12 protein-coding genes are annotated in these 16,975 nt (G+C 54.9%); 5 read left to right on the top strand and 7 right to left on the bottom strand.

The genetic code is table 11. The annotated features are described in order from the left end of the window. Window positions 1-62: 62 nt before the first annotated feature. Window positions 63-3,959, bottom strand: coding sequence for an ATP-dependent RNA helicase HrpA (hrpA, locus tag RCF31_RS02830; RefSeq protein ID WP_416412432.1), 3,897 nt, complete (start codon window positions 3,957-3,959; stop codon window positions 63-65). A gap of 243 nt (window positions 3,960-4,202) precedes the next feature. Between hrpA and azoR the strand changes: the two genes are divergently transcribed. Continuing rightward, window positions 4,203-4,802, top strand: coding sequence for an FMN-dependent NADH-azoreductase (gene azoR / locus RCF31_RS02825; RefSeq protein ID WP_299453637.1), 600 nt, complete (start codon window positions 4,203-4,205; stop codon window positions 4,800-4,802). Window positions 4,803-4,853: 51 nt separating this feature from the next. Here the strand turns inward: azoR and RCF31_RS02820 are convergent, their stop codons facing one another. The 3 genes from RCF31_RS02820 to RCF31_RS02810 are packed head-to-tail and all read right to left on the bottom strand — an operon-like array spanning window position 4,854 to window position 7,992. Continuing rightward, entirely contained in the window at window positions 4,854-5,174 is a 321-nt protein-coding gene (locus tag RCF31_RS02820; RefSeq protein WP_416412431.1) for a YdbL family protein, read from the bottom strand. A gap of 11 nt (window positions 5,175-5,185) precedes the next feature. After that, complete coding sequence (locus RCF31_RS02815) at window positions 5,186-5,374, bottom strand: YnbE family lipoprotein (protein ID WP_013509194.1); 189 nt, start codon at window positions 5,372-5,374, stop codon at window positions 5,186-5,188. Beyond that, the gene (locus RCF31_RS02810; RefSeq protein WP_416412430.1) at window positions 5,371-7,992 is read right to left on the bottom strand and encodes a YdbH family protein; all 2,622 of its coding nucleotides are present in this window, start codon (window positions 7,990-7,992) and stop codon (window positions 5,371-5,373) included. The genes RCF31_RS02815 and RCF31_RS02810 overlap by 4 nt, the downstream gene beginning before the upstream one ends. A 163-nt stretch (window positions 7,993-8,155) precedes the next feature. Here RCF31_RS02810 and RCF31_RS02805 point away from each other — a divergent pair, with 163 nt between their 5' ends. After that, the gene (locus tag RCF31_RS02805; RefSeq protein WP_416412429.1) at window positions 8,156-9,148 is read left to right on the top strand and encodes a 2-hydroxyacid dehydrogenase; all 993 of its coding nucleotides are present in this window, start codon (window positions 8,156-8,158) and stop codon (window positions 9,146-9,148) included. A 15-nt stretch (window positions 9,149-9,163) separates the two neighbouring features. Here the strand turns inward: RCF31_RS02805 and RCF31_RS02800 are convergent, their stop codons facing one another. Next, a complete protein-coding gene (locus tag RCF31_RS02800) occupies window positions 9,164-9,436 on the bottom strand; it encodes a DUF333 domain-containing protein (protein ID WP_084874997.1) in 273 nt (90 codons plus the stop codon). Between the two features lie 340 nt (window positions 9,437-9,776). On the opposite strand from RCF31_RS02800, the gene nifJ reads away from it, so the two are divergent. After that, window positions 9,777-13,307: a pyruvate:ferredoxin (flavodoxin) oxidoreductase gene (nifJ, locus tag RCF31_RS02795; protein WP_416412428.1), complete on the top strand. Its 3,531-nt coding sequence runs from the start codon at window positions 9,777-9,779 to the stop codon at window positions 13,305-13,307. Window positions 13,308-13,343: 36 nt separating this feature from the next. Here the strand turns inward: nifJ and RCF31_RS02790 are convergent, their stop codons facing one another. Continuing rightward, complete coding sequence (locus tag RCF31_RS02790; protein ID WP_084875001.1) at window positions 13,344-13,544, bottom strand: DUF2767 family protein; 201 nt, start codon at window positions 13,542-13,544, stop codon at window positions 13,344-13,346. 138 nt (window positions 13,545-13,682) lie between these two features. After that, window positions 13,683-14,888: an FAD-dependent oxidoreductase gene (locus tag RCF31_RS02785; RefSeq protein WP_416412426.1), complete on the bottom strand. Its 1,206-nt coding sequence runs from the start codon at window positions 14,886-14,888 to the stop codon at window positions 13,683-13,685. Window positions 14,889-15,459: 571 nt separating this feature from the next. On the opposite strand from RCF31_RS02785, the gene RCF31_RS02780 reads away from it, so the two are divergent. Both RCF31_RS02780 and ttcA read left to right on the top strand, forming a co-directional pair. Beyond that, window positions 15,460-15,837 (top strand): hypothetical protein, encoded by a 378-nt coding sequence (locus RCF31_RS02780; protein ID WP_416412425.1) that lies wholly within the window; start codon window positions 15,460-15,462, stop codon window positions 15,835-15,837. 190 nt (window positions 15,838-16,027) lie between these two features. Continuing rightward, complete coding sequence (gene ttcA / locus RCF31_RS02775) at window positions 16,028-16,963, top strand: tRNA 2-thiocytidine(32) synthetase TtcA (protein ID WP_299453610.1); 936 nt, start codon at window positions 16,028-16,030, stop codon at window positions 16,961-16,963. The last annotated feature ends 12 nt before the right edge of the window (window positions 16,964-16,975 follow it).

Genomic DNA, 16,975 nt, shown 5'->3' with positions numbered 1-16,975 from the left:
GTTTTTTTAACCCCGAAGGTCAAAAGAGCGCGATAAATCGCGCCGCTACGATGAACGTGCGATTAATTCATCTGCTCCATGGTCTGCAAAATACGCTTATCCGAAATCGGGTAAGGCGTCCCCAGTTGCTGGGCAAAGTAGCTGATACGCAACTCTTCCAGCATCCAGCGAATCGCCAGCACTTCCGCATCATCCTGACGCTGCGGCGGCAGCTTGTTACGCCAGCTTTGCCACGCCTGCTCCACAGCCTGTACTTTCAGCATGCGGGCGCGATCGCTATGTGGATCGACCGGCAATTTCTCCAGACGACGCTCAATGCCCTGCAAATAACGCAAGGTATCTGCCAGACGCTGCCAGCCGTTGCCGGTCACGAAACCACGATACACCAGCCCGCTCATCTGATTCTTAATATCCGCCAGTGCCAGCGCCAGTGACATATCCAGCCGACCTTTCAGGCGTTTGTTGATATTGAAAACGCAGGTCAGGATCTGCTCCACCTGTTTCGCAATGGTGACAACCGTCTCGTTCAGTTCGGCACGGACTTTGTCGCGCAGCTGTTCAAAGTTTTCCTGTTGCCACGCCGGCCCCCCTGCTTCGCTCATCAGCTTATCCACACCGCAGGCGATGCAGTCGTCAATCAGCTCCAGCACTTTGCCATACGGGTTAAAGTACAATCCGAGTTTGGCCTTATTGGGCAGCTTCTCGTGCAGATACTTGATCGGCGATGGAATGTTCAGCAGCAATAAGCGACGCTGACCGCGCCACATCATTTTTTGTTGCTCCTGCTCGCTGTCGAACAGGCGAATCGCAACGCTATCTTTCTCATCCACCAGCGCAGGCCAGGCTTTAACCTGATAGCTACCGCGTTTCTGCTCATAGCTTTGCGGTAAATCGCCGAAACTCCAGATATGCAGACCGCTCTGCTCCAGCCCGTCATCCGCCACTTTAGACAGCGTTTCCTGCACTTTCCCTTTCAGCGCCAACTTCAGCTGATGCAGATCTTTGCCTTCCTGTAACTTGCGGTTATGTTCATCCACCACGCGGAAGGTCATTTTCAGGTGATCGGGCACCTGATCCCATTGCCAGGCTTCGCGGTCAATGGTGACCCCCGTCATCCGGCGGAACTCGCGTTCCAGCGCATCCAGCAACGGCAATTCCTGCGCGGTTACACGACCGAGGAAGGCTTCAGCATAGTTCGGGGCGGGCACCAGATTGCGTCGTACCGGTTTCGGTAACGATTTAATCAGGGCAATCACCAGTTCGCGGCGCACGCCGGGGATTTGCCACTCGAACCCGGTCTCATCAACCTGATTAAGCAGCGGCAGCGGGATATGTACCGTTACCCCATCGGCATCGGCACCCGGTTCAAACTGATAACTGAGTTTCAGCTTCAGGTTGCCCTGATGCCAGAAATTCGGGTAATCAAGCTGGCTGACCTTTTCCGCCCCATCCTTAATCAGCATCTGCTTATCGAAGCTGAGCAGGTCAGGATTATCTTTGCTGGCTTTTTTCCACCAGTTGTCAAAATGACGTGCCGAAACGACGTCACTGCCGATACGCCGATCGTAAAAGGCAAACAGCGTCTCATCATCCACCAGGATATCGCGGCGACGTGATTTATGTTCCAGATCTTCGACTTCGCTACGCAGCTTCTGATTATTGCGGAAAAAGGCGTGACGCGTCTGCCAGTCACCTTCCACCAGCGCATGGCGGATAAACAATTCACGGCTCAGTGGCGCGTCGATTTGGCTGTAATTCACCTTACGTGCCTGCACAATCGGCAAACCGTACAGTGTGACCTTTTCAGTCGCCATCACTGCGCCCTGCGCTTTCTCCCAGTGCGGCTCGCTGTAGCTGCGCTTGATCAGATGCTGCGCCAGCGGCTCGATCCACTCCGGATCGATGCGGGCGGCGATACGACCCCACAGACGGCTGGTTTCTACCAGTTCCGCCACCATGGTCCATTTCGGCGGTTTTTTAAACAGACCGGAACCGGGGAAGATGGAGAAGCGGGCATTGCGTGCGCCAGTAAACTCCTGTTTATCGGCATCTTTCTGGCCAATATGCGATAGCAGCCCGCTCAGTAAAGCGCAGTGAACTTCACGATAGGGTGCCGGTTCGCTGTTGACCGGCATCCCCTGCTCACGCACCACCTGGCGCAGCTGGGTGTAAATATCCTGCCATTCACGTACGCGCAGATAGTTGAGGTAGTCGCTTTTACACTGGCGACGGAACTGATTCCCCGACAGCGCTTTTTGCTGTTCCTGCAGGTAGTTCCACAAATTCACGAACGTGAGAAAGTCGGACTCTTTATCTGCAAATCGCCGGTGTTTCTCGTCCGATGCCTGCTGTTTCTCCACCGGACGTTCACGCGGATCCTGAATCGAGAGCGCCGCGGTGATGATCATCGCTTCACGCACACAACCAAATTTCTGCGCTTCCAGCACCATACGCGCCAGGCGCGGGTCCACCGGCAGCAATGCCAGCTGCCGCCCGGACGCGGTCAGTTTGTAGTGCCCGTCTTCATTGACGGTGATCGCCCCCAGTTCCTCCAGCAACCTGACCCCATCCTGGATATTACGTTTATCCGGGGCTTCAACAAACGGGAACGCGCCAATATCGCCGAGGCCGAGCGCGGTCATCTGCAAAATAACCGACGCCAGGTTGGTACGCAGAATCTCCGGGTCGGTAAATTCCGGGCGGCTCAGGAAATCGTCTTCTGAGTACAGCCGGATACAGATGCCTTCCGAGACACGGCCGCAACGGCCTTTACGCTGATTCGCCGAGGCCTGGGACACCGGCTCAATCGGCAGGCGCTGCACTTTGGTGCGGTAGCTATAGCGACTGATACGCGCAGTGCCGGGGTCAATAACGTATTTAATGCCTGGTACAGTGAGCGAGGTTTCCGCCACGTTGGTGGCCAGCACGATGCGTCGCCCGCTGTGAGACTGGAATACCCGGTTCTGTTCCGCATTCGACAGACGCGCATACAGCGGCAAAATTTCGGTGTGGGGCAGATCACGCTTCATCAGCGCATCGGCGGTGTCGCGGATTTCACGCTCACCGCTCATAAAAATCAGGATATCACCACGGCTTTCCCGGCCCAGTTCATCCACCGCATCAAAGATGGCCTGTAACTGGTCACGATCGGTGTCGTCCGCTTCTTCAACGATGGGACGATAACGCACTTCCACCGGGAAGGTGCGGCCAGACACTTCAATCACCGGCGCGTTGTTAAAGTGACGCGAAAAGCGCTGCGGATCGATGGTAGCGGAGGTGATGATCACCTTCAGATCCGGACGACGCGGCAGCAACTCGCGCAGATAGCCCAACAGAAAATCGATATTCAGGCTGCGTTCATGCGCTTCATCGATGATGATGGTGTCGTACTGCAACAACATGCGGTCCTGCTGAATCTCGGCCAGCAGAATACCGTCGGTCATCAACTTCACCTGGGTGGTGTCGCTGACCTGATCGTTAAAACGGACCTTATAACCAATGCAGCCACCGAGCGATGTCTCCAGCTCGTCGGCAATACGGTTAGCGACGGTACGCGCAGCCAAACGGCGCGGCTGGGTATGACCAATCAACCCTTTCACACCCCGACCCAGCGTCAGACAGATTTTCGGCAGCTGTGTCGTTTTGCCCGAACCGGTTTCACCCGCCACGATGACCACCTGATGGTCGCGAATGGCTTCGGCAATTGCCTGCTGTTTCTGGCTGACGGGCAGATTTTCCGGGAAAGTGATGCGGGGTGTCGCGGCCATACGCTGGGCGACGCGCTGCTCCGCCTGGCTGAATTCGGCCTCCAGCTCGGCAGCAATCCCCTCTTGTGCGGCGGAATTTTTCACTTTGGTTGCGCCATGTAGCCGACGCTGCAGGCGCTGGCGATCGCGCAACATCAGGTTTTCGAGTCGCGTCCAGAATGGGGCCAAAGGAGAAGTAGCGGATGATGACATAGTGATGAGTTACCTGTTGTGGCAATGCTCAGGCACTGCCGGCCGGAAATACCGGCGGATTCAATCAATTAATGAGCGGCATCATAGCATAATTTGCCTCTGCTGCCCTGACCGTGCGTGCTGCCTTATTCAATAAATTCGAACATAGGTCTCGAAATATTGCGCTTTTACCCGGCCCTGAATCTTCGTAGAGTGTAACGCATTGAGCGGTAAGCCTTCCGCGTAGACAAACAGGAAAACACCATGAGCAAAGTATTAGTTCTGAAATCCAGCATCCTTGCAGGTTACTCTCAGTCCAGCCAACTGGCTGATTTCTATGTTGAGCAGGCAAAGAGCAATGGTGATGAAGTCACCGTTCGTGACCTGGCCGCTGACCCGATTCCGGTTCTGGACGGTGAGCTGGTTGGCGCGCTGCGTCCTTCTGACGCTCCGCTGTCACCGCGTCAGCAGGAAGCACTGGCTCTGTCAGACGCCCTGATTGCTGAGCTGCAGGCTCATGATGTGGTCGTTATCGCGGCGCCGATGTACAACTTCAACATCCCGACTCAGCTGAAAAACTACTTCGACCTGATTGCCCGTGCTGGCGTCACTTTCCGTTACACCGAAGCAGGCCCGGAAGGTCTGGTGAAAGGTAAACGTGCGGTGATCCTGTCCAGCCGTGGCGGCATCCACAAAGACACCCCGACCGACCTGCTGACCCCATACGTTAAGCTGTTCCTCGGTTTCATCGGCATCACTGACGTGAACTTCGTGTTCGCAGAAGGTATTGCTTACGGTCCGGAAGTGGCGACCAAAGCAACCAGCGATGCTAAAGACGCGATCAAAGAGATTGCTGCTGCGTAAGCAAAACTGTGTCATCTTTTAGCCGGGCCTGAGCGCCCGGCTTTTTTTTGCCTATTTTTGCAACCATTGTCCGTTAATTCCCTGCACATACTCGCCAGATCCGGCACGATTCACCAGTTTTTCTCCAGCGATGCGCGCCACTTCACCGGTGGTCAAATTGTTCTGCTGCGCCACGCGCTGATATTGCTGGTTACGCCCGTCATTGATGCGTTTGACCAGCGCCAGCGTTTCGCTGTCCTGCTGACGTGCGGCAATGTAGCCACTCAGCGTTTCACCGACCCGCCCCTGCTGGCGGGCCTGGTCGAGTGTCAGCGCCCAGGCAGAAGGCGCCAGTAACAGCGCCAATAGCAGAACCATCCCTTTACGCTTCATCGCCCCCCTCCTCAAAATAAACCGCTCTGATTCTTCAGCAGGGCTTCCACATCTTTATCCACCTTGATGTGAATTTCATGCTCGATTTTTACATTCATATTGATGGTGATCGGCTCTTTCGGTGCCGCGACTTCAATACGCGGCACGCAGCCAATCAGCGGCAGCCCGGCTGCCAGCACCAGTAATGCCCTCAGGCTCATGGTTGGGGGTCCTTTTTGGATGGCAGGGTGGCGTTTTGCTCCACCCAGGATTGCAAATTATCGCCAAAGCGCAGGCTGCGCCACAGCTGGAACAGATTTTCCTGATGACGGTAATTAAGGTTGACCGATTGTCGGCGATTGCTGAACTGGCTGGTGCCCTTCACCTCAGATTGCATGGTCAGATTGCCGAAGTTATCCAGATCCAGCGTGGCCCATGAACGGGAAATTTCCATATAACGTAGCCAGTCCATCGCCGCCCCGGCGGCAAAATTGTTGCTGGTGATGGCATCCGCCATGTCTTTGTCCATGCGAAAGGTCAGCGGGCCGCTGTTGGCGATCCAACCTTTCTCAACCAGCCAGCGTGGATTATTCACCCACAACGGCAATTCGCCATTGACCTTGCCGGACATGGCGAACTGTTTCGGTTTAATCGCGGTAATCAGGCGGCTCAGGTCGATATCTCGTAGCGAAATACGCGCGGGGTCATGCTGCGGCAGACGCAGCTCCGGCAGGCTGACGTGGCCGCCTAGCAGGTCGAGGTTGACATTGGAGAGCGTCAGCGGCTGCCGTTCCTGCCACGGATAATGGCCCTGCAAATCGGCGGTGATATTCTGCAAAGCAAACTGATTTTTCACTTCCGCGATGCGCAGGGATACCGGCCCACGTCGGCCAAGCTGCCATTGATGATCTTTCAGGCGGAACGGCAGCGAGAAATCGATACCATTGATTTCGCTATCTGGCATCCAGACGCTGCCGTTTTTTACCACCCAGTGTCCCCCCGCCTCGAATCCCTGATCGCTGGTGGCAGAAAACGCCACCTGCGCCTGAAGATCGCCCGACTGAATGCGCATCTTCAGATCGCTGCTGAGTAAAGGCTGAAACACCGCCAGCGATTGTTTTGGCCACCAGGCTTCACCACGTAATCGCTCGCCATCCCAGCGCCCATGCACCCGCAGCGGACCGATATCGCCTGCCCTGAGCTGACCACGCCAGATAAACTGGCTCGGGTCGCTGCCTTTCGCTTCAAAATCGAGTTCCGAAGGCGGCAACCAGCCACCATAGCTGAAGCGGGTCTGGCCCGACTTGAGAACAAAACCGCCGTTAAAAGCGGGTTGTTGTACATCGCGCTGCCAGCGCACCGGCGCGGTGAGGGTAAGACGTGGTTTGCTCACCTCTACCATGCCGTAAGCCAGCTGATCAAAACCGGTGTCCAGCGTATCGAGACTGATGAGCTGGTCTTGCCAGCTACCGGTGCCTTTCACATCCCATTTGGCATTCAGCGGCTCCATCACCCCATCGCCCCAGTAACGCCAGTTCCAGCGTCCCCGGTCGGGCCAGAATTGTGTCGCACGTCCATCAAGATGCAGTCTGAAGCGGCCAAAGCTGGGATCGTGTGCCTGCAGGATCGCCTGCAAGCGCCCGTTGATCCCTGCTGTGCTCAATGTCACCCCGGCCAGCGGCCAGCGAGCCTCATCCACTTGCAGTGTGGAAAGCAGACGGCCACGCAGGCGCAGCAAGGCACCGGGCCTCAGCGCCAGTTGCGGATCGGTCAGCATCCCCTGCAATACGCCCGGAATAGCACCGTATAATTGCAGCTCAGAAAATTTGCTTTCGCCGGTTAACTGGAACGGTAAATGGCTGTTTTGCAGGCTGAGGGAACCGGGTCCGACGCTCAGCACCAGGTTGCCTTTGCCGCCCTTGCCTTGCGTCAGCAAATTGAAGCGCCCCTCGACCTGCGTGTTTTCCAGCCCCTGCTGCCAGTGAGTCAGCGTCAGAGCCAGACCACCCGCCAGCGGCTGTCCCTGCTGCGGCCAGCGCCATTGTCCCTGGGTAATACGGATGTGTTGATCGTCGATCTGCCACGGCAGTTGCAGCAAGGGCTGTTCATCATCCTGCTGACGTACCGTCAGCTTACCCTGCTGCTGTTGCCAGTTGAGCGCCAGGCTGAGCGGCTGTGGCCACTGCGTCAGGCTGATATCACCACTGAGTTCACCGGCCACCGGCAGACCATCGGCAAAAGTGGGTAATGTCAGGGTGCCATGCACATCCAGCGGTTTGGGCAGTAACGGGTGGGTTAATTGCAGCTGCGTGAGTTGCAACTGCTGGCCTTGCAGGCGTGCGTCAACGATCAGGTTATTGCCCTGATAACGTAAGAACTGTGCGTCTTTGTCGAGAGTCAGGTCAAACTGACCGGCATATTGCTGCCACGGTAAAAGAACCAGTTGATCGAGATGGATATCTGCACCCGGCAGCATCGCCTGCCACTGCGCCAGAGTACGCGGGGCATCGCTGGGAGCGCGGCTTTGCGGCAACGATTGCAGGCAGTCACTGTTGAGTTGTAGCTGGCGGGCGGCGAGTTGCCAGCGATGCTGATGCCAGCCGAGCCGGGCATCGCTGACTTTGGCAAGTTCACAATCCCCGGCCAGGTAGCGGACTTCTGGAATAAACAGACCGCCCTGTTGCCAGCCGGGCGCAGCGTTCAGTTCCACGCGGGTATTGTCCGGCAGCCAGATACCGACCAGACGGGGCAACCATTGCGTCACCGTCAGTAACAATCCCAATAGCAACAATGTCAGCGCCAGCAGCGCAGCAAGTAATCGGCGTAGGCCCCGCGTCATGGCAGCTCACTTTCCTGTTCTTAACACAATCCTGACGAAGATGATGGCATGTTATGCCGGGTTAATGAAGGCTTAAACCCTGCTTCGGGTATTCACCAGCAAAGTTATGCAGAAACCGTTATCCTGTGAACATACCTGCATTCCATTTTTCAGGAGCGAAACAATGAAAGTTGCGGTTTACAGCACCAAACAGTATGACCAGAAATACCTCGAACACGTCAACGCCAGCTACGGTTTTGAACTGGAGTTCTTTGACTTTCTGCTGACAGAAGCCACCGCCAAAAACGCCGTCGGCTGTGATGCCGTCTGTATTTTCGTTAATGATGATGGTGGCAAAGTGGTGCTGGAGGAACTGGCTGCACTGGGGGTGAAATATATCGCGCTGCGCTGTGCCGGATTCAATAACGTCGATTTGACCGCCGCTGCAGCGCTCGGTTTACAGGTAGTGCGCGTACCCGCCTATTCGCCGGAAGCCGTAGCGGAACATGCGGTGGGCCTGATGATGACGCTGAACCGCCGCATCCATCGCGCTTATCAGCGTACCCGTGACGCTAACTTCTCGCTCGATGGCTTAACCGGTTTCAATATGCACAATAAAACCGCAGGCGTGGTCGGCACCGGTAAAATTGGTGTGGCTGCCATGCGTATCCTGAAGGGCTTTGGGATGCGCCTGCTGGCGTTTGATCCTTATCCCAGCCAGCAGGCGCTGGAGCTTGGTGCAGAATATGTGGATTTGAAAACCTTATTTGCCGAGTCCGATGTCATCACGCTGCACTGCCCGTTGACGCCGGAAAATCATCATCTGCTGAATGCCCATGCTTTCAGCCAGATGAAAGATGGGGTGATGATCATCAACACCAGTCGTGGTAGCTTAATTGATTCTCAGGCCGCAATTGACGCGCTGAAGCAGCAGAAAATTGGCGCGCTGGGGATGGATGTGTACGAGAACGAGCGGGATCTGTTCTTTGAAGATAAATCGAATGATGTGATTCAGGATGACGTGTTTCGTCGCCTCTCGGCATGCCACAACGTATTATTCACCGGCCATCAGGCTTTCCTGACGGCGGAAGCCTTAACCGCCATCTCCGAAACCACGCTGGGTAATCTGGGACAGCTGGAACGGGGAGAAGAGTGTCCCAACCTGGTAAAAGCCTGACTGTGTGCGCCTGCGTTAGCGGGCGCATCTCCCACCCATCAGTGCCTGCTCATCACAACGACGACCATTTGCCAACTGGCACATCCCGATACGGGAACCATCGAGCTGACGTGAAAACGCCAGTGTACCCCCGGCATTCGAGCAATTCGATTCCGCCAGCGACGACATCACCACCTGCGGTTGTATATGTGCGGCAGTCGCCTGTTGCGGCGGTTCATTATCACTATTGCTGCTGCAGGCAGAAAGTAACAGTGCAGCACCGGCCAGCAGGAAGGAAGCGGCTTTCATCGTTCAGGCTCCGGGCGGATGGGGAAAAATTCGAACCAGCATATGTCAGGCGCAGCAAGGGGTCGAGAGGCGACACAGCTTTTTACAAAATTTTCTTTCCGGCTTTGCAACCAGAATTATCCTGATTGACGTTTTTTTACCACTTAGCGGCGAAAAGTGCCCACCTTTCAGACCCACAGCAACCTGGCATATGTGGCGTAAAAAGCGGCAAAGTTAGATTTCGGTGCGCAGGATTCAGCACACCACACAGATAAGAACGTGACGACAGGTCGCTTTGCTAGACTGAGATGATTAACCCCGGCAATTTTACGGGCATTCTCAGCTTAGCAAAGGACGATCTATGATTACCGTCGACGGCAACGGTGCTGTGGCTTCCGTCGCCTTCCGTACCAGTGAAGTTATCGCCATCTACCCCATCACGCCCAGCTCAACCATGGCAGAGTTGGCGGATAGCTGGGCAGGCGTTGGCCGCCGCAATATCTGGGGCGACGTCCCGCGTGTGGTGGAGATGCAATCCGAGGGCGGTGCGATTGCCACCGTTCACGGTGCACTGCAAACCGGCGCACTTTCCACGTCGTTCACCTCATCGCAGGGCCTGCTGCTGATGATCCCGACACTCTACAAACTGGCCGGGCAACTGATGCCGTTTGTCCTGCATGTGGCGGCACGTACCATTGCTACCCATGCCTTATCGATTTTCGGCGATCATTCTGACGTGATGGCGGTACGTCAAACCGGTTGTGCGCAACTTTGTGCCTCCAGCGTGCAGGAAGCACAGGATTTCGCCCTGATTGCGCAAATGGCATCGCTTAATAGCCGCATTCCGTTTATCCATTTTTTTGACGGTTTTCGTACTTCGCACGAGATCAATAAAATCGTCCCGATCAGTGACGAGACGCTGCTGGCACTGATGCCACAGGAAGCGATTGCGCAACATCGCGCCCGCGCCCTCACCCCGGATCACCCGACAGTGCGCGGCACCTCAGCCAATCCGGATACGTATTTTCAGTCACGCGAAGCCACTAACCTGTGGTACGACGCCTGCACCGGGCATGTGATTAACGCCATGGAGGCGTTTGCCGGGCAAACCGGCCGCCGTTATCAGCCGTTCGAATTTTACGGCCATCCGCAGGCGGAGCGGGTGATTATGATGATGGGGTCCGGCTGTGGCACCGCCGAAGAAGCCATTGACGCGTTATTGCAGCGTGGCGAAAAAGTCGGTCTGGTCAAAGTCCGCCTCTATCGTCCGTTCTCCGCCAGCCATCTGTTGACCGTACTGCCTGAATCTGTACAGCGTGTCGCGGTGCTGGATCGCACCAAAGAGCCGGGCGCGCTCGGTGAACCGCTGTTTCTGGATGTGATGACCGCGCTGGCAGAAGCCTACAGTCACGGCGAGCGCAGTACGTTGCCGCGGATTAGCGGTGGACGCTACGGTTTATCATCGAAAGAATTCGCACCCGATGCGGTACTGGCGGTGTTCCGCGCCCTGCAACGTCCTGAACCACCGGCCCGCTTTACCGTCGGCATTTATGACGATGTCACTCATCTGTCGCTGCCGCCGGAAACCAATATTGTCCCCAATCGCGCCCACCTCGAAGCCTTGTTCTACGGGCTGGGCAGCGATGGTAGCGTCAGTGCCACCAAAAATAACCTGAAGATTATCGGCAATGCCACGCCCTGGCAGGTGCAGGGTTATTTTGTCTATGACTCGAAAAAAGCCGGCGGGCTGACGGTTTCGCATTTGCGTGTCAGCCAGCAACCTATCCAGTCGGCCTATCTGATTCAGCAGGCCGATTTTATCGGCTGTCACCAGCTACAGTTCATCGACAAATATTCGATGCTGGACCAACTCAAACCCGGCGGCATTTTTCTGCTGAATACCCCCTACGCGGCCGATGAAGTGTGGTCTCGTCTGCCACAGGAAGTGCAGACGCAGCTTAACGACAAACAGGCGCATTTTTACGTGATCAACGCCGCCCGCATTGCGCGCGAATGCCAGTTAGGGGCACGCATCAATACCGTGATGCAAATGGCTTTCTTCCAGCTGACGCAAATTTTGCCGGGGGACAGCGCCCTGACAGAACTGCAAAACGCCATCGCCCGCAGCTATCGCAGCAAAGGTGAGGAACTGGTGCAGCGCAACTGGCAGGCGCTGGCGATGGCACAACAGGCGCTGGAGGCGGTGCCGTTGCAACCGGTCGATACTCGCAGCCCGCATCGCCCACCGGTTGTTGCTGATAATGCACCTGATTTTGTCAAAACCGTGACGGCAGCGATGCTGGCCGGTCTGGGTGACAAATTGCCGGTATCCGCCTTACCCCCCGATGGCAGCTGGCCGACCGGCACCACCCAATGGGAAAAACGCAACATTGCCGAGGCTGTACCAATCTGGCAGCCCGATCTCTGTACCCAGTGCAACCACTGCGTGGCGGCCTGCCCCCATTCCGCCATTCGCGCCAAAGTCGTGCCGCCGGAAGCGCTGGCGGGGGCACCCGCTACCCTGGCCTCACTGGATGTTAAATCGCGCGATATGCGCGGACAAAAATACGTGTTACAGGTCGCCCCCGAGGATTGCACCGGCTGCAACCTGTGCGTTGAAGTGTGCCCGGCCAGCGATCGTGAACATCCGGAAATCAAAGCCATCAACATGAAATCGCGTCTGGAGCATGTTGAAACGGAAAAAATCAATTACGACGCCTTTCTTGCCCTGCCGGAGATCACCGCCGAGCAACTGGAACGTATCGATATCCGTACCTCACAGTTGATCACCCCGCTGTTTGAATATTCCGGTGCCTGCTCCGGCTGCGGCGAAACGCCTTATATTAAGTTGCTGACTCAGCTCTATGGCGACCGGCTGTTGATCGCCAATGCAACCGGCTGTTCCTCCATCTATGGTGGCAATCTGCCGTCTACGCCTTATACCACCAACGCGGAAGGACGCGGTCCAGCCTGGGCCAACTCCCTGTTTGAAGATAACGCCGAGTTTGGCCTGGGGTTCCGGCTGAGCGTTGATCAGCAACGTCAGCGAGCACTGCGTCTGCTGGAACAGTGCGCCGCGCAATTACCAGAGAACCTGGTCGCCGATCTCAGAAGTGACAATGTCACACCGTCATTGCGCCGTGAGCAGATCGCGCAACTGCGCAACCTGCTGCAAAGCTCGACACTGCAGGATGCTCAGGCGCTAATGATCGCAGCCGATGCGCTGGTGGATAAATCGGTGTGGCTGATTGGCGGCGATGGCTGGGCCTATGACATCGGTTATGGCGGGCTGGACCATGTGATGAGCCTGAGTGAAAACGTTAATGTGCTGGTGCTTGATACCCAATGCTATTCCAATACCGGCGGACAGGCTTCGAAAGCCACTCCACTGGGGGCCGTCACCAAGTTTGGCGAACAGGGAAAACGTAAGGCGCGTAAAGACCTCGGCATGGCAACCCTGCTGTACGGGCATGTTTATGTGGCGCAGATTTCGCTCGGTGCCCAGCTCAACCAAACGGTGAAAGCGATTCAGGAAGCCGAAGCCTGGCCGGGGCCGTCGTTGATCATCGCCTACAGCCCCTGCGAGGAGCACGGCTATGACCTGGCCTATAGCCATGAACAAATGCGCCTGCTGACCACCAGTGGATTCTGGCCGCTCTATCGCTTCGATCCACGTCGTGCGGAACAGGGCAAAGCCGCGTTGTCACTCGATTCACGCCCGCCCAGCTCTGAGCTGGAGCAGGCATTGATGAATGAGCAGCGCTTCCGGCAGCTGCAAACCAGCGAACCGGAAGCCGCTGCCCGGTTGTGGCGTGATGCCAGTGACGCTGCTAATCAACGTTATCAGCGGCTGGCAGAACTGGCAGGGAAAGCAGAGAAAAACGAGTCATAAACAAAGCCCGGCACAAATGGCCGGGCTGCAAGTTTATCAACAGGGCTTGAGTTGCGTAATTGCCATCTCCACTGCCCGGTTCGGGGATCCGGTTAATTCGCGATAACGGAGTTGCAGATTTTGTAGCTCCGTTGCCAGCACATCTTTTTCTGTCGCCGCGCCACGCTGCGCCAGTTCCAGGTAACATTGCCCCACCAGGCGGCACGCTTCTTCAAATACCATGTCGTACGTTTGCATCTGCCTCTCCTCACCTTTAGAAACTAAAGTAACTTATGCTTCCATCCTGTCAGTGCAGACAAAGCAAAATCTTCGCGCAGATCAATAAATGCACAAATAATTCAGGCAAAGAATGCTGATCCGGTTCCAGTGGCTGACTTAGCCAGAAAAACGTGGTTTCTCCATGCGGAATCCCAGTCCGATCAGGCGACCAAATACAAAACGCAGAAAGGGAAAGCGGCGGATAAGACCAGGCATCGGGCTTTTACTGCCGGGCTTACGTTTATTGCTGCTCATTTTAATTTGCAGAAATTGTGTTGCCACCGTCGGAAACTGACGGCGTTTCTGTACCTTCGCCAAATCGCGCACACTGACTTCACCCCGGCGCAGCGGTTCCGTCAGATAATTGGCGGCTGCGACCGCATCCTGAATCGCCAGATTGACGCCAACCCCACCAATCGGCGACATCGCGTGCGCCGCATCGCCGATGCAAAGTACGCCGGGCTTCATCCAGCTATCGAGCCGGTCGATACGGATCGACAGTAACTTAAATTGCTGCCACTCCTCCAGCATTGACATCCGTTCCACGCTAAAGGGTGCAACGGCAGCGATAGCCTGTTTAAACTGATCCAGGCCCGCCACCTTTAATTCCTCAAACTGGCCTTTCGCAATGGTGTAGCCGCATTGCCAGTAGGTGCCGCGATCGATAACGATAAAGTTTTGCCGAGGCCCCTTATGTCCCATTCCCCAGGTCGGATCGCCCGACTGTTTATCCAGCCGAAACCACACCACATCCTTTGATGCGCCAAACGCCCGGCTGGTCAATCCGGCGGCGAGACGGACCGCTGAATTGCGGCCATCAGCCCCCACGACCAGCGGGGCCTGAATTTCCACCGGACCCTGTTCGGTGTTCGCCCGAATACCCCGCACGGTATCATGCTGGTAGAGAAAGCGGTCAAAAGTGGTGGATTGCAGCAGGGTGAAACCGGCAAACTGCGCGCTTTTCTGCGCCAGAAAGTTGAGAAAGTCCCATTGCGGCATAAACGCGATAAAACGGCATTGCACGGGCAGTCGGGTGAAATCGGCCATGGTGACTTCCTCACCGGCCAATTCAGCCTGTAACTTTTCTGCACGCTGGTGTGGCAATAGCAAAAGTTCGTCCAGTAAACCGAGCTGATGCATGATTTCGAGTGTAGAGGGATGAATGGTATCTCCGCGGAAATCGCGCAGGAAGTCGGCGTGTTTCTCTATCACCACCACGCGTAACCCCGCACGTACCAGCAGATACCCCAGCATCAACCCCGCCGGGCCTCCGCCAACGATACAGCAATCGGTTTTCAGGATGTCATTCGCTTCGGGCTTCATAACCACTCCTTTGTTAGCACCCGATCAGTTTATGATAATAATTATCATTTGTGTATAGATGATAATTCTGCGCTTATGATGATCATACCCATCTTTTTCCCGTGCCTCGTACCTGATAAAATATAACATCAGCAGGGTTCTAATACTCATCAGGTACGCAAGGTAGAAAAACAATGGCACGGACTTGCACAGCTTTTTTTTATTATTTTCCTGTATGCATTTTCTTATTTAAAGCTAAAAGGAATTTCCCACTATTCAGATGATGTCGTGTTTTCGCAAGAAGCACATACCCCAGATATTTTCCAATGGCTTATTACACGCTATCAATCATGGTCCTCTCGTACCGCCATTGAATTCGCATTATTAAAAATAATAAACCATAAACAAACATGGGCATTTTTAAATTCATTCTTCTTGCTGTAACCATATATTCATTACCATGGATAGTGGCGAAAAATAAAAAAGACGCCATTTTAGCTAGCCTGTTCTTTGTACTGGTCATACTTTCCACTATTAAAAAAGGGTTTATCAAGGAGGGCATCCTGTGGATGACTGGCACAGTTAACTATTTGTGGCCGTTTACCCTTTCCATATCTTGTCACTGATTGAACGCAGAGTTTTTGCCACATCAAATTTTGATGCCATCTATAAGTTCAGTTCAGAAAATATAACCAGCACTTTCGCCATTGCCAGAGCCGCTACAGTTATCATCTTTACTCTCGCCACCACCCTGCTGTTGTTCCTGGCGCAACAGGAGAGGAAAACGGCATGGCTCATCGCGATAGCCTATATCGTCACGTATTCAGGAACGGTGATGCCCGGCCTGTCACCTACCATCTATGCTTCAGAGCAACGAGTGCTGATGGTATCAGGAATGATGGTGTCTGCGCTGGCAGCGTATCTGGCTCTTCAGGCGTGTGCAATGAGTCGGAGCAAGCTGCTCCGGTGATTATCGCGGCAGAATGCAGGCACTTTATCTGAAGAATCTCAGTAGCCGTATAACCAGGATAACTGCAAAATGCGCTGGCGTTCAGCGCTGCAATCCGTACCATACGCACTCATGTCAGAGGGGTTTTCAGTCGCGGGATGCGTTCTGCGATGCTTCACACCTCAAGCCGTCATTGTAAAGCGTGAAAAAAATGTCAGAAAATCAAGAAGTCACAAAAAAAGAGCAGTACAACCTCAACAAATTACAAAAGCGTCTGCGTCGTAACGTGGGCGAAGCCATTGCTGATTTCAATATGATTGAAGAAGGCGATCGCATCATGGTGTGTCTGTCGGGCGGCAAAGACAGCTATACCATGCTGGAAATCTTACGTAATCTGCAACAAAGCGCGCCGGTTAACTTTTCACTGGTGGCGGTGAATCTTGATCAGAAGCAGCCTGGCTTCCCGGAACACATACTGCCCGCGTATCTCGATAACCTCGGCGTTGAGTATAAGATTGTTAACGAAGATACTTACTCCATCGTTAAAGAGAAGATTCCGGAAGGCAAAACCACCTGTTCATTATGCTCGCGTCTGCGTCGCGGCATTCTCTATCGCACCGCGACTGAGCTGGGTTGTACCAAAATTGCCCTTGGCCATCATCGCGACGATATTCTGCAAACGCTGTTCCTGAATATGTTCTACGGCGGCAAGATGAAGGGTATGCCACCAAAGCTGATGAGCGATGATGGCAAGCATATCGTGATCCGCCCGCTGGCCTACTGCCGCGAAAAAGACATCATCCGTTTCTCTGAAGCTCGCCAGTTCCCGATTATCCCGTGTAATCTGTGCGGCTCCCAGCCTAACCTGCAACGTCAGGTGGTGGCCGATATGCTACGCGACTGGGATAAACGCTACCCGGGCCGTATCGAAACCATGTTTAGCGCGATGCAGAACATCGTGCCGTCACATATGGCCGACATTAACCTGTTTGACTTCAAAGGCATTCAGCATGGCGATGCGGTGATTGATGGCGGCGATCTGGCATTCGATCGTGAATCGCTGCCCGTACAACCCGCTGGCTGGCAACCGGAAGAGGAAGATGCTGCCGATTTAAGCGTCCGTCTGGATGTATTGCAGATAAAGTAATTCGCCCCGACA

This window comes from Pantoea sp. App145 (assembly GCF_047947045.1).
GTDB lineage: Bacteria > Pseudomonadota > Gammaproteobacteria > Enterobacterales > Enterobacteriaceae > Pantoea.
Note: the sequence above shows the minus strand (reverse complement) of the source record. Positions and strands in the feature narration are given on the sequence as shown.